This is a genomic window from Mycobacterium sp., assembly GCF_051006775.1.
In the GTDB taxonomy this organism is placed as follows: domain Bacteria; phylum Actinomycetota; class Actinomycetes; order Mycobacteriales; family Mycobacteriaceae; genus Mycobacterium.
Window position 1 is genome coordinate 1 of the sequence record NZ_JBPCSX010000035.1, and the last position, 17,996, is coordinate 17,996.

The window sequence follows — 17,996 nt, forward strand, 5'->3', positions numbered from 1 at the left end:
GATCTCCGCTCCGTCGAACACTTTGGCGGCGATCGGCGCCGGCATCAAGGAGCTCAGCAGTTTGTGGATCTGGCTGCGCTGTTCGGTCAGCAGATCCTCCTTGACCGAGAGACTGCGGCTCATCTCGTTGAACATGCCGGTGAGTTCGCCGATCTCGTCGCGGGACTCGACCGGGATCTCGACGTCGAATTCCCCGGCGCCGATGCGCTGCACGCCGGCTTCGAGTCGACGGATCGGGCGCAGGAAAACCTGAGCGAGTACTACAGCGAGCAGGCAGACCAAAAAGACGATTCCGGTGGTGGCCAGAATCACGGTCCGGGTAAACGTTGCTTCCCGCGCGAAGGCCTCCGTGGTGCTGACTTTGGCCACGATTGACCAGTGCAGGCTCGTCATGGTGCCGATCGACGCATACGCCTGCAGGCACTCCTGGCCGAGGTAGTCCCGGGCGATCACGGTGCCGGACAGGCCTTCCTGGGCCTTCCTGTGCACCTCCCCGTTCACCGGCTGGATGAGTGTCGTCCCGCCCTGGCGGATCGCGATATCGGGAATGTCCGGCGGAGTGCCCGCATCGATGACGGACTGTCGGTATTTCTCCGGATCCTCCAGGAAAAGTCTTGAGTCAGAACGCATCAGGAACTCCGGTCCGGCCAGGACGGTCTCCCCTGTCTCACCCAGGCCGGCCTCAACCCACCTCTTGTCGAAGGTCATTATCTTGTTGATCTTGGTGATCGGGAATTGCAGTGCCAGAACCCCATCGGGCTTACCGGTGGCCGGAATCGGGGCGACCATCCAGGCTGTGGGCGCCATCGTGGCGGGCTGGTACAACTCGAAGTCGGTCAACACCACCCTGTCGGCCTTGTTGCTCGACATGGCTTCAAGGTAGGCGCCGCGCAATTTGGAAGCGTTATACGGGCCGTTGAGGATGTTGGTACCCAGATCGGCATTCTTGTAGGCGCTGTAGACCACATTGCCCCGCCCGTCGATCAGCAGCGCGTCCTCGAATGCGAACCGGGTCACGATCTCGCGGTAGAAACCGTGGTACTTCGCGTTAGCCGCCGACCATGCGCTGCCGTCGCGTTCGTCGTCCATCGCGATGGCGAGATCGTCTGTCGGGACTTTGGCGGTGTAAGTCGCCTGCAGATAGCGCTCGGCGTTGGATGTCGGCAGCAGTGCGCTGGCATCCAGTCTCGTGCCGCTGTACTTCTCGGTCTCCTTGGCGAAGTAGTCGTAGTAATCGACGATCGACTTCTGCATCTCCGGCGTCACCGTCGCGGTGGACAGCTTGTCGAACCCCGCACTGAAGTCGCGGAGGGCGTCCTGGGTCATGATGCCGTGGGTGTAGGTCACCAGTGCGCTCTTCAGGTCGGCGAGTTGGGTCCTCAGCTCACGCCTCTGCGCCTCCCGGATCTCGGTGAGCCGGTTGAACGCCCCCTCCCGCAGCGAATTGCGCCCGGTCTGATAGGCGATACCGCCGACCACCGCCGCGGCAAGGATGGTGCACAGGGCCAGCATCAAAATCAGCTTTGACTGGATGCTGATGCCGCTGAGCACCGTGCTGCCCGGAAGCCGGACCTGGCGCACAGCTGTCCTGAGCGTCGATCGGCCCGGAGCGTCCGGCTCCGTCATTGCGCTGCCTCCTCGGGCGGGGAGTTGCAGATTACCAGCAGATGTGACGTTTGTGACAGGAGTGACCTCTGGTTTCAGGCACGATAGGTCCATGACGACCACCGATTCAGAGTTCGACGAGACCGTCGACGTCATCGTCGCCGGGTCCGGCGGCGGTATCACCGGCGCGTACACCGCCGCCCGCGAAGGGTTGTCGGTGGCGCTACTTGAGGCCAGCGATAAATTCGGCGGAACCACGGCCTACTCCGGCGGTGGCGGGATGTGGTTTCCGTGCAACGCGGTCCTGCGTCGTGCCGGTTGCGACGACACCATCGAGAAGGCGCTCACCTACTTCCACGCTGTCGTCGGCGACCGCACCCCCGCTGAGCTGCAAGAGACCTATGTGCGTGGCGGGGCCGGGCTGATCGACTACCTGGAATCCGACGAGAACTTCGAATTCGCCGTACTGCCCTGGCCGGACTACTTCGGCGCCGCGCCCGAGGCCCGGACCGACGGCCTGCGGCATATCGTCGCTGCGCCGCTGCCGGGAGAGCGCCTGGGCCCCGACGCCGCCCTGGTCCGCGGACCTCTGGACAACGACCGGTTGGGCGCCCCCGCCCCGGACCTACTGATCGGCGGCCGGGCACTGATCGGACGGTTCCTGGCCGCCTTGCGGTCACTGCCCGCGGCCGCCCTGCACCGCAATACCGAACTCGTCGATCTGATCACCGACCACGGAGCCGGTGTGGGTGCCGGTGCGGGAGCCGTTGTCGGAGCCGTGGTGCGCCGGGACGGGACGGATATCCGGATCGGTGCCCGCCGTGGCGTGCTGCTCGCCGCGGGCGGCTTCGAGCGCAACGCTCGCCTGCGTGAGCAGTTCGGCGTGCCGGGGCGCGTCGAGGACAGCATGGGTGCGCCCGGCAATACCGGGGTGGCGCACGAGGCGGCGATCCGGGCCGGTGCCGGCACCGACCTGATGGAGCAGGCGTGGTGGTCCCCCGGCCTCATCCATCCGGACGGCCGGGCTGCATTCGCGCTGTGGTTCACCGGTGGCGTCTTCGTCAACCAGACGGGTCGGCGATTCGTCAACGAATCCGCCCCCTATGACCGGATCGGGCGGGCCATCATCGACGAGATGGATGCCGGCCGGCTGCAACCGCCGTTCTGGATGGTCTACGACAGCCGCTCCGGTGACCTGCCCCCGGTCAAGGCCACCAACGTGTCGATGGGCGACCCCGCGGATTATCGGGCTGCCGGGTTGTGGCGCACAGCGGACACCCTCGAGGACCTCGCCGCACTCATCGGCACACCGCCCTCCCAACTGGCTGCCACCGTGGCCCGCTACAACGAGATGGCCCAGACCGGGGTGGACAGCGATTTCGGCCGCGGCGACGAGGCGTACGACCGGGCCTTTTCGCGGGGCCGCTCGCCGATGACGCCGATCGATACGCCGCCGTTCCACGCCGCCGCCTTCGGGCTGTCCGATCTGGGAACCAAGGGCGGTCTGCGTACCGACACCCGCGCCCGGGTGCTGGACCGCGGAGGATCGGTCATCGGTGGGCTCTATGCGGCCGGCAACACGATGGCGGCGGTCAGCGGTATGACCTACCCCGGCGGCGGCAATCCGATTGGCGCCTCGATGCTCTTCAGTCATCTCGCCGCGCTGGACATGGTTGGACGGCCATAATGAGCGGCATGCGCAGAATCGGAGCGGGCGTGCTGATCTGGACGGCGGCGGTCGCCATTGTGCCCGCCGCGCCCGCCTCAGCCTCGGCGGACGGAGCGCTCAACGGCACCTACACGGCGACCTCCAACGGTGAGTGGGCCCGCACCAACGACGTCTTCCACAACGAACAGAGCGTGCGCGCCATCTGGACCATCTCGTCGCAGTGCAGCTATCCGGGGGAATGCACCGGGACGGTCAGCAGTGACCAGGGCTGGAGCACGCCGATCTACCAGACCGGCGGCCTGTGGTACGTCAAACATGTTGTGCCGAAATGGATCACGTGCTGGGACGGTTCGAACTATGACGGCTTCCAGGTCTATCACTTCAAGGGGATGACTTCCGGTGGCGACATGACCGACCCGACCGCCGACGTCCTGATCGGCGAGGACGGCACAACCGGCCCGAGTGGCGCCTGCGGTCGCAGCTATCCGCTCTTCGTCAACATGCCGTTCAAGCTGGCCAAACTGAGCTGATCCGGCTCAGCCGGTCTGCATCAGATCGGTCCAGTTCTGCGCACCGCCCGGCGAGACCATGCTGGTCTGGCGCCCCACATTGCCGTCCGGGGTGGCGAACTGACCGGTCGTGGGGTCATACGTCGCAACCGCCACCGACGGACCATTCGCACCCGGGGTGAAGGCACTGGGAGCGACCACGGGCACATTGCCTGCCGGTGCAGCCGGCGCCGGGCCGGGCGGCCTCGGGGTGCCATCCAGCGGACCGTAGATGTTGTCGTTCAACGTCACCCGGTCATCGAGACCGATGCCCTGCGAGATCAGGTTGGGGTCGATCGGGTACGGGCCGGTCACATGCTGGCGCATCGACAACGGCGAGAACGGCGCGTCACTCTCGCAGATTTCAACGGTGGGCGCGCGCTTCCCCGGCTGACCCATACACGGATAGTTGCGCGCACCGCGCACCGCGATCGGTGAATCCTGCGGCAGTTTGCAGTACAGCCCGTCCGGTGTGTCGATATCGGACAGGTCAGCCGGCGTACGCCACGACGAGGGCGGCAGGAACCCCACCGAGCAGGCCGGCGGGTCGTTGATGGTCAGGGTGAACTCACCCTGGGTGAACCCTGTCGGATTGTTGCGCGGGAGCCCGACCGCCTGGATCGAGGCGATGTACGGCGGCAGCAGCACCAGGAGCTGTTCCAGTGAGGCGTGGTAGGTGACGCCGACCTGACCCACGGTGACGAGGTTTGCCAGTAACACCGGCAGGGTGGGCTTGATCTGGGTGAGCAACTCAGAGGCCTCGTCGGCCGCAGCCGCGCCGTTGTTCAGCAGCCCGCGCAACTGCTCATCGTCGGCGGCGATCTGGCCGGTCACCCCAGCGAGGCTGCGCGACCACGTGCGCAGGGCATCAGCGGACGCAGCCTGACCGTCGAGCAGCGGCTTCCCGTCGTCGATCAGCGCCTTGGTCTGGTCGGCAGTCGCGTTGAGATCGTTGGTGAGCCGTGTCGAGGAATCAAACAGCACGGCGAGATCGTCGGCGGATCCGTTGAGGCCCTTGAACGATTCGTCGAGCAGCTTGGAGAGCTTCTCCTTCGGAATGCTGTTCAGCAGGGAGCTCACCTTGGTCAGCATCGGGCCGACCTTCACCGGGACGGTGGTGTTCTTCATCGCGATTACCGAACCGTTGTTCAGGTACGGAGCGGAGTCGGTACGCGGCTGCAGGTCCACGTACTGCTCGCCGACCGCCGACACGCTCAGCACGTTCGCCTGTAGGTCAGCGGGGATTTTCGGCGAGGTCTGCAGCGACAGGGTCGCCACAACACCTTCGCGAGTGGCTCGGACATCGGTGACCCGGCCGATCTGAACCCCACGGTAGGTGACGTTCGAGAACTTGTAGAGCCCACCGGTTCTCGGTAGTTCCACCTTCACCGTCATCCGGCCGATGCCGAGCAACGTCGGCACCTGCATGTACACGAAGAGCATCGCCGTGATACCCACAACCGAGGCGATCGTGAAGATGATCAACTGATTGCGCACGAAGCGGGTCAGCATCAGTTGCCTCCTGCATTCGGCGGTGTCAACGGCATATTCGCGGGCATATTCGCCGGCATGTGCGGCACACCCTCTGACCCGTCAGCCGCCACCGACGGTGCGGGCTGCGTGGCCACAGCCGAGGTTGCGCCGATCACCGGAGGCATCGCCACCCCGGCCGGCGGCGTGAACGGTGCGTTGAGCGGATCGTAGGTGTAGGTGGCGTACCACGGATCGCCGGGTGCCGGAACGAGTTTCGCGCCCTCCTGGCCCCAGCTGGTGCCCAGGAACAGAGTCTTCTTCAACCTCGGGATGGTGAAGTCGAAGATGATGAACTGATTGAGATAGTCACCGCGGATCGCCCGGTCGATGGTCTCCTGACCGTATGGGAACGCGGTGACGTAGCCGATGGCGCTGTCCAGTTGCGGCCCGACGTCAGCCAGCGAGCGTAGCGTCGGCTCCAGGTTCGTCAGGTTGCGCACCAGATCGGCCTTGGTGTCGGTGATCAAGCTGCCGGCCACCGAACCGAAACGGCCGAGTTTATCCAACGCTTCGGTGAGCCTGGGCCGTTCGGCGACCAGGACGTCCAGCGCCGGTGGTATCCGTTCCAGCGCGCGCGTCAGCACCTCGCGCTGTCCGGCGAAGGTTCCGGCCAGGCGATTCAGGGAATTCACGGTGGCGTTGATGCTGTCGCGCTGGGTGGCCAGAACGCCGACGAAATCGTTGAGTTGGGTGAGCAGATCGCGGAACTGCCCCTCATTACCGTTGAGCGCCGCATTGAGTTCGGTGACGATGTCTCCGAGTTGGCCTATTCCCCCGCCGTTCACGACAACCGACAGCGCCGAGAGCGTCTGTTCGGTCGACGGGTAGGTGGAGCTCTTGGTCAAGCCGAGCGTCGATCCCGGCTGCAGCCGGCCGCTCGGAGTCTGCCCCAACGGCGGGTTGAGGGCCAGGTGCATAGACCCCAGCAGGCTGGTCTGCCCGACGACTGCCACGGCGTTCTCGGGAATCACCACATTGGGCTTGACCGAGACATCGACGACGGCATGCCAGTCCCGCACCGTCATCGAGTTCACGCTTCCCACGACAACGTCGCCGATCAGGACCGGCGAGTTCGGTTCCAGCGTGCTGACATTGGCCAGCTCGACATGGTAGGTGCTGGCCTCCGGACCGCGGCCCACCGCGCCGGGCAGCGGCAGCGAGTTCAGCCCGCCGAACGAACACCCGGTGGCGGTGAGTGCGACACCGGTCGCGATTGTCATCGAGCGGCGCAATCCGGAGAGTGTCATGACGGCGACCCTCCGTTGGGCAGTGGCACCGGAGGCGGCATCGGTGGCGGCATTATCGGTGCCGAATCGGATTCGGCCGGCAGCAGAATGTCGTTCAGGGTGGACGGCGGTGTGCCGGGTTGCGCCCGGGGAACCCCCGGCGGAATCGGCGCACCCGGGAACAGCGCAGGTTGCGGATCGGCGGGCAGCCCGTTGGGAGCGTAGCTGCCGGCCTGGCCGCCGGGCGGTAGGCCCCAGCCCGCCGGCGGTGGGACATCGCCATTGAGACCGGTGTATGCCGACACCGCCGGCGGGGCTTCCGGCGGTGCCGGGCTGCCCTCTCCGCCGGGTGCCAGCTTCGGTTCGGAGTAGATCAGATTCCACGGACTCGGCGACTTACCCAGGTACGCGTTGAACGGGAACGGCAGATTGTTGAAGTTGATCAGTCGCAGTGCCGGACCGAGGTACTGCGAGCAGATCTTACCGGTCTCGGGACCCGTCGCGTTCTCGATCGCACCGATCGCCGCACACACAACCTGCAGCGGATTTGCGAAGTTCGCGAGGGCGAAACCGCCTACGGCGCTTTGAATATCGGGGTTATAGATGTTGTAGCTGTTACCTATTGCGTTCGGCGCGACGTGCAGCAGATTCTTCAGAGCCATCTCGTTGTCGGCGATATTGCGCACCAGGTCGCCGAGCCGGTCGATCTGCTCGGCGGTCTGGTCGCGGCTGCCGGCTACGAATCGCTTGACGTCGACCACTGCGCTGGACAGGTTGGTCAGCGCACCGTCGAGGTCGGAGCGGCTGCCGTCCAGCACGCTCGTTACGGTGGCCAGCCGATCCTGGAACTGGACGATCTGTGCGTTGCTGTCGCGGAGCACCGTGACGAAGGTCTGCAGATTCTTGATCGTGTCGACGATGTTGCCGCTGCCTTCTGCCAGCACGCGGCTCAACCCGGACAGTTGCTTGATGGTCTCGCGCAACTTGTCGCCGTTACCGTCCATGGCATCGGCTGTGCTGCTGATGAAGCGACCGACCGAGGTGGTCGACACATCGCTTGTCGGCCCCAGATCATTTGCCAGGCGGGTCAGCTGGGCCTTGACCTCATCCCACTCCACCGGCACCGCGGTGCGGTCGGTGTCGATCACTGCGCCGTCACGCATGGTGGGTCCGCTGGTCTCGTACGCCGGAGCAAGCTGGACATAGCGCGACCCGACCAGATTTTGCGCGACGATGACGGCTTTGGCGTCAGCAGGGATCGGAACGTCGCGATTGACCGATAGCGTCATCTTGGCTTTAGTGCCCTGGGGCTCAATACCCTTGATGGTGCCGACTTTGATGCCGGAAATCCGGACGTCGTCACCCGGATAGATCGCGGTGGCGCTGCTGAAGTATGCGGTGATGGTGGTGGGCTTGAGCACTGTGCCGCGCACCAGCAGCGCTGCGCCGGCCACCAGCACCACAGCCAGCAGTCCGGCCAGCGCGACATTGAACCAGTTCCACTTACGGGATGTCATGGCTGCTGACCTCCGCCCGTGACGGCGCCGCCACCCGGCGGAGAGGCGTTGCGCGGCCAGGGGAACTCCGCGCGCGGGCCGGCATTGTCGGGCGGCTGTCCGGCGTCGACCCCGCGGCGGAAGCCCAGCGCCCAGTCGAAGAACGGCTGCAGGGTCTGTGCCGGGTTGAGGTTGGCCACGAAAGCGTTGTAGTAGTAGCCGTTGTTGACCGCCTCGGCCTGAGTCAGCTGGAACTTCGCCAAGCCGGCCATCGCCTTGGCGATGTTGTCATTGTTTCGCTGCAGCATCGCCGAGACCGCGTTCAGCTTCTCCAGTGCTGGTGCGAGGTCTTTTTCATTATCAGCGACCAGCCCACTGAGCTGCTGCGACAGCGCCGAGGTGTTGGCCAACAGGTTCACGATCGCGTAGCGGCGCTGCTCCAGAACACCGAGCAGTTCATTGGCGTTGAGTATCAGCGTGTTGACCTGTTGGCTTCGTTCGGAGAGCACGGCGGTGACCTCCGAGGCGCTCTTCAGCAGGCCGCCGAGTGACTCATTGCGTTCGTTGAGCGCCTTGGAGATTCGGCTGACGCCCTCGAAGGTCGGTCCGAGCTGCGGGGCAAGCCGATCGATGGTCGTCGACAGCGTGTCCAGGGATCGGTTGAGGGCGGCGGTATCGGTGCCCTGGGTGTTGGTCGTGAACTCACTGACCGCATCGGTCAGCGAGTATGGGGATCCGGTGCGCGACAGCGGGATCACCTGGCTCTGCGGCAGAGTGCCAGTGCCATTGGACTCGAGGGTGAGCACCCGCTGACCCAGCAGGGTTCCGGTGCGGATGTGGGCGGTGGTGTCCGAGCCGAGCCGGACCTTCCCATCGACACTGAAGGTCACCAGCGCCTTACCCTGTTGCAGCCGGACATCGGAGACGGTGCCGACCTTGACGCCGGAGACCTTGACATCGTTGCCGGGGGTGATCCCGCCGGCCTCGGTGAACAGCGCCTGATGGTGAACAGTGGTGGCCAGCGACCAGAGCTTCTGCGGCTGCAGGCCCACGGCGATGACCATCATGATCAGAACCAGTCCGATGAAGCCGGACCGGATGAGGTTGGAACCGCGATATTTCAGCATCAGGGCTCACCGCATCTTCCGTTGTGCTGCATGAGCCACGGGAAGTAGGCGGTGCGTCCTTCCAGATCAGTAACCCGCACCGACATCCCGCACAGGTACTGGTTGATCCAGCTGCCGTAGGAGCCCAGCCGCACCAGTTTCTTGTAGTTCTTGGGCGCCTTCTGTAATGCGATGTCGACGCGCGCTTTGTCGGAATCGAGGATCGGGGCGAGTCGGGCGAGCTGGTCGACGGTGCCTGCCAATGGCGCCCGTGCTTCGGTGAGCAGGTCGGTCAACGATGCGGTACCGCTGTCCAGTGCGGTGATCGCATTGCCGATCGGGTCGCGATCGGAGGCCAGTCCGGTGATGAACTGCTGCAATTTGTCGACCGCCCCGGAGAACTTGTCGCCATCTTTGGCGATGGTGGCCAGGACGGTGTCGAGGTTGTCGACGAGTTGCTGAACGGTCTGCTGATTGTCGGCCAGCGAGGTGGAGAAGGCCGAGGTCTTGGCGAACAATGACTCGAGGTTGCCGTCCTGACCCTGGAGAACTTGAATCAGTGAATTCGTCAGCGCGTTGACGGCCTGCGGATTCAGCCCTCGGACAAAGGGTTTCAGGCCGCCCAGCAGTAGGTCCAGGTCCAGCGCCGGCATGGTGCGATCCGCCGGAATGCGGGAGCCCGGCGGGAAGATCTGAGCGGAGCCAGGAGCGTCAATCAACTCCAGATAGCGATCACCGACCAGGTTGAGGTAACGGACCGCCGCTTTGGTGCCGGAGGTCAGGACGATAGAGCGATCGGCCCCGAATCCCACGATCACCGAGTTGTCGGGTTGTAGCCGGACGCTGTTGACAGTGCCGATCCGCACCCCGGCCACCCGAACCGAGTCTCCGGACCTCAGGCTCGAGGCGTCCTCGAAGACCGCGGAATAACGATTGTCGACGCCACCGCGGTACTGGGCGAAGATGGCGAACAGCGCGCCGGTCAGCAGCAGCATCACTGCCACGAAGATGCCCACCTTGACGGTGGTTCGTCTCAGGTCTCGAGTCTGGGGGCTGGTCATCCCGGCTGACCGATCTGCGCGGTGTTGCGCGGCGGGCCGTCCAGCGGTCCGAACAGCGCCTGCTTGAGACCGTCAGAATTCAGCAGGATGCCCTGATTTCCGTACTGAGCCTGATTGGCGCCGATATCGGTGACCACGAAAGGCGGGCGCTGCTCGTACCCGACGTTGGGTAGATCGGTGCACTGCGGCCCACCCTTGGCGGCGACCTTGGGCAGGTTGCCCGGGTAGCGGTACCGCTCGCGGCCCAGGAAGAACCCCTGCAGCAGAACAGCTCCGGGGAGCGGAAGGCCGGGGCCGTTCGCAAGTGGAAGCATGCCGGTGACCCCGCAGGTGATGGCGGAGTTGTACTGGTTGGTGAGGTCGGTGGTCGGCACCAGTAGACGAAGGGCATCGGTCAGCGGTCCCCGGTTGGTGACCAGCACGTCGGTGCCGATATCGGCAAGTCCCATCGCGCTGACCAACAACGCGTCGAGACTGTCCTGCTCGTCGACGACCGTCTGGCTGATCCGGCTGGTGTTGTCCAGTGTCGCAACAAGATCCGGTGACGCATCGGCGAACGCGTTGAACACCGTCGGCGCCACGGCCAGTTCATGACTCAGGGTGTCCAGGCTTGGGTTGATCTTGGCCAGCGCGCTGTCCAGAGCCACCAGTGCCTTGCCGAATTTGTCCCCGCGTCCGGACAAGGACTTGGCCAGCGCGCCCAACGTCTGATTGAGCTTGGCCGGTTCCACATACGACAGCACCGAGACCAACTGTTGGAACACGGTGTTCAGCTCAACGGTGACCTTGTCGCCGCCCCGGATCACCGTCCCGGCTCGCAACGAGTCCGCCGACGGCGATGACGGTGGGATCAGTTCGACGTACTTCGAGCCGAACACCGTTGAGGAGGTGATTTCCGCCCCGACATTGGCCGGGATGACATCGATCGAACCCGGGTCGATCGCCAGGTGCAGTACCGCACCCCCGTCTGCCATCGGTTCGATCGATGCAACCTTTCCGACCGGGGCGCCGTGCAGCTTGACCTTCGCGTCGGGGTTCATCACGAGCCCGGCCCGGTCGGCGATCACGGTCACCGGAACCGTGTCGCGGAAGCTGTCCCGGAACAGGCCCACTGCGAGGGCGGCGACCACCACGAGCGCGAGAACGGTGAGTAACCCGGCCAGGGGCCGGGTGAATGAACGATCCCGCAGTTCGTGGGTGGTCACGGTCTATCCCGCCAAGCCCTCGTCCAGCGTGGTACCACGAGGCTGGCGATCGGCAGATGTGTTTGCCATTCGGCTCGCGGTTCTCCTCCGGACTGCAACGTGTTCTAGGACTTGTCGGCAATCTATGTGATGTGGGAGGGAAATAGTTCGGATTGCCTGACCTTTACCGTCGGTGTCCCCCCACAATTGCTCCATGGCCACTCTGCAGCGTTATACCGACCGTCGCGTTCTGATCACTGGCGCTGGATCAGGGATCGGGCAGGCCTGTGTACTGCGGATACTGGGCGAGGGCGGGCATGTGGTCGCTGCCGACATCAGCGAGGCGGGCCTGGCCGACACCGCCGGCAAAGCCGAGCAGGCCGACACAGCCGAACGGTTGACCACCGTCGTCATGGACGTCGGCAGCGAGGACTCGGTCAGGTCCGGGGTCGGGACGGCGGTCGCCGAGCTCGGCGCGCTGGACACGCTGGTCAACGTAGCCGGAATCCTGCGCTCCTCGCACTTCCTCGACACCACTCTCGCCGACTTCGAGCAGGTACTCCGTATCAATCTTGTCGGTACCTTCCTGGTCATTCGGGAATCTCTGCCGGCCCTGCGCCGCGGTACCGCACCTGCGGTGGTCAACTTCGCCTCGACCTCGGCGGCATTCGCCCATCCCTACATGTCGGCCTATGCGGCGTCCAAGGGCGGAGTCCAGGCGATGACCCACGCGCTGGCGGCGGAGTTCGGTAAGGAGGGCATCCGGTTCAACTCGGTCCAGCCGGGATCGATCTCGTCGGGGATGACAGACGGAACCGGCGAGTCCAAGCAGAGCGTGGGCCCGGGCCTACCCGCCGACGCCAACTACAAGCTGTTCGACAGGGTCGCACCGTTGCTGCGGCTGCCGGACCGGGCGATCTTCGCCGACCCGGGGGCGGTCGCCGCTGTGGTGGCCATGCTCGGCAGCCAGGAAGCCTTTTTCGTCACCGGCACCGAGGTCCGGATCGACGGTGGGGCGCACACCTGATCGCTGGTCAGGACCCATCGCCGGTACCGCGGCATTTCGCGCCAATCCGTTGTCGATTGTGTTGCGGATAGATCCGAAATCGGCCATGGTTAGCTCCACGGAATTCAGCGGCCACCTGAGACGGGCTGTCCAGACCGTCGGCTCAGTGCCCTCAGATAATGAGGGCCTTTAGATTTGAGGGAGGTCGGGACCCTGACCGAGACCGGCGCCGCCGCAACGGCGGTCATCGAGATCGACCATGTCACCAAGCGGTTTGACGACTACATCGCGGTGGCGGACGCCGACTTCTCCATCGCCCCCGGGGAGTTCTTCTCCATGCTCGGGCCGTCCGGATGCGGAAAGACCACGACACTGCGGATGATCGCCGGATTCGAGAGCCCGACCGAGGGCGCCATCCGCCTTGAGGGTGTCGATGTGTCCCATGTGCCTCCGAACAAGCGCAACGTCAACACCGTGTTCCAGCACTACGCACTGTTTCCGCATATGACGGTCTGGGACAACATCGCCTACGGGCCGCGCAGCCAGAAGAAGGACAAGGCCGCCATCGCCACGAGCGTCGACGAGATGCTCGAGGTGGTGCGCCTCACGGATTTCGCCCAGCGCAAGCCGGCCCAATTGTCCGGTGGCCAGCAGCAGCGGGTCGCACTGGCCCGCGCACTGGTCAACTACCCCAGCGCACTGCTGCTCGACGAACCGCTGGGGGCCCTTGACCTGAAACTGCGCCATGTCATGCAGTTCGAACTCAAGCGTATCCAGCGTGAGGTCGGCATCACGTTCATCTACGTGACACACGACCAGGAGGAGGCGCTGACGATGAGTGACCGCATCGCGGTCATGAACGGCGGGCGCGTGGAGCAGATCGGCACGCCCACTGATATCTACGACCGTCCGGCGACTGTGTTCGTGGCCGGGTTCATCGGGCAGGCGAACCTGTGGCACGGCCGCCAGACAGGGCGCGCCAACCGCGACTATGTCGAAATCAGCGTCCTCGGAACGACGTTGAAGGCCAAACCCGGTGACACCACCATCGAGACCGGCGGTGCGGCCACCCTGATGGTTCGCCCCGAACGGGTGCGGGTTTCGATGGACCGGCCGGCGGGCGAACTCGCCAGCGTCCCCGCCAAAGTCGTCGACCTGACATTCCAGGGGCCGGTCCTGCGACTGGCCCTGGTAGCCCCGGACGGTTCAGCCATCCTCGCCCACGTCGGCGCCGAACAGGATCTCCCGATGCTGCGCCCCGGCGATGACGTCTTCGTGTGCTGGTCGCCGGACGCCTCACTGGTGTTGCCCGCCGGCGATATTCCCACTCCGCAAGAATTCGAAGAAGAGCTCGACAAATCCTGATGAAAGGCAACCCGATGGCAGAAATCGACCCCCGTGTCCTGGCACAGATGGCCTCCCGGCGCCGGTTTATCGGCGGCGGTGCCGCCGCCGCTGCTGCGCTGATCCTCGGCCCTTCGTTCCTGGCCGCCTGTAGCTCAGAGAACAAGTCCGCCTCCGGTTCCAGCGCCCCGGCCGCACCTGACGACGATGGCAACCCCGCGAGCGGCAAGCTGCGGGTCTCGAACTGGCCGCTGTACATGGCCGATGGCTTCGTCGCGGCGTTCCAGACCGCCACCGGCCTGGTCGTCGACTACAAGGAAGACTTCAACGACAACGAGGAGTGGTTCGCCAAGAACAAGGAGCCGCTCTCGCGTAAGCAGGATATCGGCGCCGATCTGGTGGTACCCAGCGAGTTCATGGCCTCGCGACTGGAGAGCCTGGGCTGGCTGAACCCGATCAGCGATTCGCGCTGGACGAACAAGAAGAACATGCGAACCGATCTGCTGGACTCGAAGGCAGACGCGGGTCGCAAGTACACCGCGCCGTACATGTCCGGGATGGTCGGCATCGCCTACAACCGTGCCGTCACCGGGCGCGACATCACCAAGGTCGATGATATGTGGGACCCCGCGTTCAAGGGCAAGGTCAGCCTGCTCTCCGATCTACGGGACGGCCTCGGCATGTTCCTCATGTCACAGGGCAGTTCGCCGGAGGATCCGACGATCGAGACCGTGCAGAAGGCTGTCGACGTCATCAAGGAGCAGAAGGACAAGGGCCAGATCCGGCGCTTCACCGGCAACGACTACGCCGACGATCTCGCTGCCGGCAATATCGTTGTGGCGCAGGCCTACTCCGGTGATGTCGTGCAGTTGCAGCAGGACAATCCGGATCTGAAGTTCGTGATCCCGGAGACCGGTAGCAGCACCTTCGTCGACACCATGGTGATTCCGTACACCACGCAGAATCAGAAGGCTGCGGAGGCTTGGATCAACTACATCTACGACCGGGCCAACTACGCGAAGCTGATCGCCGCCACCAAGTACGTGCCCGTGCTCAGCGACATGACTGACGAGCTTGACAAGATCGATCCCGAGCTGGGCAAGAACCCGCTGATCAACCCGTCGCCGGAGACCCTCGCCAAGCTCAAGTCCTGGGCGCCGTTGACCGATGAGCAAACCCAGGAGTTCAACAAGGCCTACGCCGCTGTCACCGGCGGCTGATACGTGGTCGATCTCTAATGGCGGGAGTAGCCAGCAGTAACCGGCAGCGCAGCAGGGTCGCGCCCTATTTGATGATCCTGCCTGCGCTGGCCTATCTCGGGGTCTTTTATGTGGTGCCGTTCTTCTCGTTGTTCCGCACCTCGCTGTCGACCATGGGCGGTTCCATCTATCTGCCCAAGCTGACCTTCGCGTGGGAGTTCGGAAATTACGCACGGGGGCTCAGCGAGTACCGCGATCAGATCCTGCGATCCTTCGGCTATGCGTTCTGCGCGACCGTGCTGTGCGTGCTGTTGGCCTTCCCGCTGGCCTATGTGATCGCCTTCAAAGCGGGGCGGTTCAAGAATCTGCTGCTCGGACTGGTGATCCTGCCGTTCTTCGTGACGTTCCTGATCCGCACCATCGCCTGGAAGACCATCCTTGCCGATAACGGATGGGTGGTTGAGGCTCTGGGCACGGTGGGCCTGCTGCCATCCGAGGGCCGGCTGTTGTCGACGAGTTGGGCGGTGATCGGCGGACTGACCTACAACTGGATCATCTTCATGATTCTGCCGCTCTACGTCAGCCTGGAGAAGATCGATGCCCGCCTGCTGGAGGCATCTCGCGATCTCTACGCGACCAACCGGCGAATGTTCGGGAAGGTGATTCTGCCGCTTGCCATGCCGGGTGTGTTGGCCGGCAGCCTGCTGGTATTCATCCCGTCGGTCGGCGACTTCATCAACGCCGACTACCTGGGCAGCACCAAGACGAGCATGATCGGCAACGTCATCCAGAAGCAGTTCCTGGTGGTCAAGGATTACCCGGTGGCCGCAGCGCTGAGTTTCGTGCTGATGGCGCTCATCCTCGGTGGGGTGTTGCTCTACACCAGGGCGCTGGGCACCGAGGATCTGGTGTGAGGCTGCCATGACGGTTCAAGCGGTCACGGAACTGGCATCGCCGGGCCGTAGTTTTCGGGGCTCATTCAAACTCGGTGACGTCGCGTTGCGGCTGGCCGCCGGGCTGACCCTGCTGTTCCTGTTCCTGCCGATCATGGTGATCATCGCCTTCTCCTTCAACAAGCCCAAGGGGAAGTTCAACTACACCTGGCAGGGCTTCACGTTGGAGAACTGGGCGCATCCGTTCAAGTATCCGGCGCTGACCCAGGCGCTCAAACTGAGCCTCAACGTTGCGGCGGTGTCCACCGCAATCGCCCTGGTTCTCGGCACCCTGGTGGCTGTGGCGCTTGTGCGGCAACGCTTCCGGGGCCGCACCGCGGTGGACACCTTCATGGTGCTGCCACTGACCTCGCCCGAGGTGGTGATGGGCGCGTCGCTGCTCACCCTGTTTCTGTCCATGGGGTGGGCCACCGGCTACGTGACCGTCGTGCTGGCGCATGTGGCCTTCGAGATCAGCTTCATCGCGATGACGGTCCGGGCCCGAATCCGCGGATTCGACTGGACCCTCGAGGATGCCTCACTCGACCTGGGCGCAAGTCCCGCCCGCACTTTCTTCAAGGTGACACTGCCGTTGATCGTTCCCGGCATCGTCGCAGCGGCGATGCTGTCGTTCGCGCTGTCCCTCGACGATTTCATCATCACGTATTTCGTCAGTGGATCGACGGTGACCTATCCGCTCTACGTCAATGCGGCCACCAAGGCGGCCGTGCCCCCTCAGATCAACGTGCTGGCAACCGCCATCCTGCTGATCAGCCTGATACTGCTCGCGGTCGGTACCCTGTACCGGCGCAAGCGAATCGACGCTTAGCGCGTGTCGGTCGAGGCGATACTCGAGGCGATCCCACCGATTGCGGTCTACCTGACCGTCGGCCTCATCATCGGTGTCGAAAGTCTCGGTATCCCACTGCCCGGCGAGATCGCCCTCGTCAGTGCCGCGTTGTTGGCCTCCCGGGAGCACCTGGGCATCAGTCCGCTGTGGGTCGGTGTCGCAGCGACCACGGGCGCGATCATCGGTGACACCATCGGCTACGCCATCGGCCGTCGGTACGGTATGTCGCTGTTCGAACGGTTGGGCCGGCGGTTCCCCCAGCACTTCGGAACCGGACACGTCGCGCTCGCCAAGCAGCTGTTCAGCCGGTGGGGCGTCTGGGCCGTCTTCTTCGGCCGGTTCATCGCACTGCTGCGGATCCTGGCCGGGCCGCTGGCCGGTGCGCTGCGGATGCGTTACCGGTACTTCCTGGTGGCCAATGCAACCGGAGCGGTGTGCTGGGCCGGCGGCACGACCGCCGTGGTGTACTTCCTCGGGCTTGCCGCCGAGAAATGGCTGTCCCGATTCTCCTGGGTGGCGCTGGTGGTCGCGATCATCGCGGGGATCGCCATGACGAAACTGCTCAGAGACCGAACCGGCAGACTGATCGCCCAGTTGGAGGCCGAACACAGCTGGGAGAGCCTCCGCAGGGCCCGCTGAGTTCACGGGGCCCGCTGAGATCAGAGGGCCTGAAGCAGGCTGACTCCTTGCGCGCGCATCTCTTCCAGCGCTGCCGCTGATGACTCAGGTGCCACCCCGGCTACCAGGTCGACCAACACCCGGGTCGTGAAACCCTCACCGATCGCGTCCAAGGCGGTCGCCCGGACGCAGTAATCGGTCGCGATTCCGGCCACGTCCACTTCGTCGACACCGTGGGAACGCAACCAGTCGGCCAGCCGGACTCCGCCGGCTGAGCCTTCGAATCCACTGTAGGCCGCGGCGTATTCACCCTTCCTGAACACCGCCTCGACCGCAGTCGTGTCCAGGGCGGGGTGAAAATCCGCACCGACGGTTCCAGCCACGCAGTGCCGCGGCCAGGACGCTACGAAATCGGGCTGGTCGCAAAAGTGGCTGCCGGGATCGATGTGGTGATCCGCGGTTGCCACCACGTGGTCATAGCCGGGCCCGGTGGCCAGGTATGCGTTGATGGCCGTAACCACCGCTGCCCCGCCGTCCACCGCCAGGGATCCGCCCTCGCAGAAATCGTTCTGCACATCGACGATCAGCAGCGCCCGCATCCATGAACCGTATCGCTAGA

General features: G+C 64.6%; 16 protein-coding genes. 8 read left to right on the plus strand and 8 right to left on the minus strand.

All coding sequences use genetic code 11. The features are described from left to right. Positions 1-1,626: HAMP domain-containing protein (locus ACR2JI_RS02480; RefSeq protein ID WP_526387668.1), on the minus strand; the 1,626-nt coding region annotated here is incomplete at its 3' end. A gap of 91 nt (positions 1,627-1,717) precedes the next feature. Between ACR2JI_RS02480 and ACR2JI_RS02485 the strand changes: the two genes are divergently transcribed. Together ACR2JI_RS02485 and ACR2JI_RS02490 are read left to right on the plus strand one after the other, a co-directional pair. After that, positions 1,718-3,292, plus strand: a complete 1,575-nt coding sequence (locus ACR2JI_RS02485; RefSeq protein ID WP_526387671.1) for an FAD-binding protein — start codon at positions 1,718-1,720, stop codon at positions 3,290-3,292. A gap of 8 nt (positions 3,293-3,300) precedes the next feature. Next, positions 3,301-3,804, plus strand: a complete 504-nt coding sequence (locus ACR2JI_RS02490) for an Rv2253/PknI dimerization domain-containing protein (RefSeq protein WP_526387673.1) — start codon at positions 3,301-3,303, stop codon at positions 3,802-3,804. Between the two features lie 6 nt (positions 3,805-3,810). Here ACR2JI_RS02490 and ACR2JI_RS02495 read toward each other — a convergent pair whose 3' ends face one another. The 6 genes from ACR2JI_RS02495 to ACR2JI_RS02520 are packed head-to-tail and all read right to left on the minus strand — an operon-like array spanning position 3,811 to position 11,449. Continuing rightward, complete coding sequence (locus ACR2JI_RS02495; RefSeq protein WP_526387675.1) at positions 3,811-5,334, minus strand: MCE family protein; 1,524 nt, start codon at positions 5,332-5,334, stop codon at positions 3,811-3,813. Further along, positions 5,334-6,602 carry an MCE family protein gene (locus tag ACR2JI_RS02500; RefSeq protein ID WP_526387677.1) on the minus strand — a complete coding sequence of 423 codons (1,269 nt, stop codon included), beginning with the start codon at positions 6,600-6,602 and terminating at the stop codon, positions 5,334-5,336. Before ACR2JI_RS02500 ends, ACR2JI_RS02495 begins: the two co-directional genes overlap by 1 nt. After that, positions 6,599-8,098: an MCE family protein gene (locus ACR2JI_RS02505; protein ID WP_526387679.1), complete on the minus strand. Its 1,500-nt coding sequence runs from the start codon at positions 8,096-8,098 to the stop codon at positions 6,599-6,601. Before ACR2JI_RS02505 ends, ACR2JI_RS02500 begins: the two co-directional genes overlap by 4 nt. Next, entirely contained in the window at positions 8,095-9,204 is a 1,110-nt protein-coding gene (locus ACR2JI_RS02510; RefSeq protein WP_526387681.1) for an MCE family protein, read from the minus strand. The genes ACR2JI_RS02505 and ACR2JI_RS02510 overlap by 4 nt, the downstream gene beginning before the upstream one ends. After that, entirely contained in the window at positions 9,204-10,244 is a 1,041-nt protein-coding gene (locus ACR2JI_RS02515; protein WP_526387683.1) for an MCE family protein, read from the minus strand. Before ACR2JI_RS02515 ends, ACR2JI_RS02510 begins: the two co-directional genes overlap by 1 nt. Next, entirely contained in the window at positions 10,241-11,449 is a 1,209-nt protein-coding gene (locus tag ACR2JI_RS02520; protein WP_526387685.1) for an MCE family protein, read from the minus strand. Before ACR2JI_RS02520 ends, ACR2JI_RS02515 begins: the two co-directional genes overlap by 4 nt. Positions 11,450-11,642: 193 nt before the next feature. On the opposite strand from ACR2JI_RS02520, the gene ACR2JI_RS02525 reads away from it, so the two are divergent. The 6 genes from ACR2JI_RS02525 (at position 11,643) to ACR2JI_RS02550 (ending at position 17,398) form a co-directional block, all read left to right on the plus strand. After that, a complete protein-coding gene (locus tag ACR2JI_RS02525) occupies positions 11,643-12,455 on the plus strand; it encodes an SDR family NAD(P)-dependent oxidoreductase (RefSeq protein ID WP_526387687.1) in 813 nt (270 codons plus the stop codon). Between the two features lie 315 nt (positions 12,456-12,770). Then, positions 12,771-13,799, plus strand: coding sequence for an ABC transporter ATP-binding protein (locus ACR2JI_RS02530; protein ID WP_526387763.1), 1,029 nt, complete (start codon positions 12,771-12,773; stop codon positions 13,797-13,799). Positions 13,800-13,813: 14 nt separating this feature from the next. After that, on the plus strand, positions 13,814-14,998 hold the full coding sequence (locus ACR2JI_RS02535) for a polyamine ABC transporter substrate-binding protein (protein WP_526387689.1): 1,185 nt from the start codon (positions 13,814-13,816) through the stop codon (positions 14,996-14,998). A 17-nt stretch (positions 14,999-15,015) separates the two neighbouring features. Continuing rightward, positions 15,016-15,891: an ABC transporter permease gene (locus ACR2JI_RS02540; RefSeq protein WP_526387691.1), complete on the plus strand. Its 876-nt coding sequence runs from the start codon at positions 15,016-15,018 to the stop codon at positions 15,889-15,891. Positions 15,892-15,898: 7 nt separating this feature from the next. After that, positions 15,899-16,738 carry an ABC transporter permease gene (locus ACR2JI_RS02545; RefSeq protein WP_526387693.1) on the plus strand — a complete coding sequence of 280 codons (840 nt, stop codon included), beginning with the start codon at positions 15,899-15,901 and terminating at the stop codon, positions 16,736-16,738. 3 nt (positions 16,739-16,741) lie between these two features. Then, entirely contained in the window at positions 16,742-17,398 is a 657-nt protein-coding gene (locus tag ACR2JI_RS02550) for a VTT domain-containing protein (RefSeq protein WP_526387695.1), read from the plus strand. Positions 17,399-17,418: 20 nt separating this feature from the next. On the opposite strand, the gene ACR2JI_RS02555 is transcribed toward ACR2JI_RS02550, so the two are convergent. Next, positions 17,419-17,976, minus strand: a complete 558-nt coding sequence (locus ACR2JI_RS02555) for a nicotinamidase (RefSeq protein WP_526387697.1) — start codon at positions 17,974-17,976, stop codon at positions 17,419-17,421. Positions 17,977-17,996: the final 20 nt, after the last annotated feature.

Excerpts from the sequence above, each read along its gene's own strand:
- ACR2JI_RS02485 (WP_526387671.1), top strand. The coding sequence starts at position 1,718 with ATGACGACCACCGATTCAGAGTTCGACGAGACCGTCGACGTCATCGTC.
- ACR2JI_RS02490 (WP_526387673.1), top strand. The coding sequence starts at position 3,301 with ATGCGCAGAATCGGAGCGGGCGTGCTGATCTGGACGGCGGCGGTCGCC.
- ACR2JI_RS02495 (WP_526387675.1), bottom strand. The coding sequence starts at position 5,334 with ATGCTGACCCGCTTCGTGCGCAATCAGTTGATCATCTTCACGATCGCC.
- ACR2JI_RS02500 (WP_526387677.1), bottom strand. The coding sequence starts at position 6,602 with ATGACACTCTCCGGATTGCGCCGCTCGATGACAATCGCGACCGGTGTC.
- ACR2JI_RS02505 (WP_526387679.1), bottom strand. The coding sequence starts at position 8,098 with ATGACATCCCGTAAGTGGAACTGGTTCAATGTCGCGCTGGCCGGACTG.
- ACR2JI_RS02510 (WP_526387681.1), bottom strand. The coding sequence starts at position 9,204 with ATGCTGAAATATCGCGGTTCCAACCTCATCCGGTCCGGCTTCATCGGA.
- ACR2JI_RS02515 (WP_526387683.1), bottom strand. The coding sequence starts at position 10,244 with ATGACCAGCCCCCAGACTCGAGACCTGAGACGAACCACCGTCAAGGTG.
- ACR2JI_RS02525 (WP_526387687.1), top strand. The coding sequence starts at position 11,643 with ATGGCCACTCTGCAGCGTTATACCGACCGTCGCGTTCTGATCACTGGC.
- ACR2JI_RS02530 (WP_526387763.1), top strand. The coding sequence starts at position 12,771 with ATGCTCGGGCCGTCCGGATGCGGAAAGACCACGACACTGCGGATGATC.
- ACR2JI_RS02535 (WP_526387689.1), top strand. The coding sequence starts at position 13,814 with ATGGCAGAAATCGACCCCCGTGTCCTGGCACAGATGGCCTCCCGGCGC.
- ACR2JI_RS02540 (WP_526387691.1), top strand. The coding sequence starts at position 15,016 with ATGGCGGGAGTAGCCAGCAGTAACCGGCAGCGCAGCAGGGTCGCGCCC.
- ACR2JI_RS02545 (WP_526387693.1), top strand. The coding sequence starts at position 15,899 with ATGACGGTTCAAGCGGTCACGGAACTGGCATCGCCGGGCCGTAGTTTT.
- ACR2JI_RS02555 (WP_526387697.1), bottom strand. The coding sequence starts at position 17,976 with ATGCGGGCGCTGCTGATCGTCGATGTGCAGAACGATTTCTGCGAGGGC.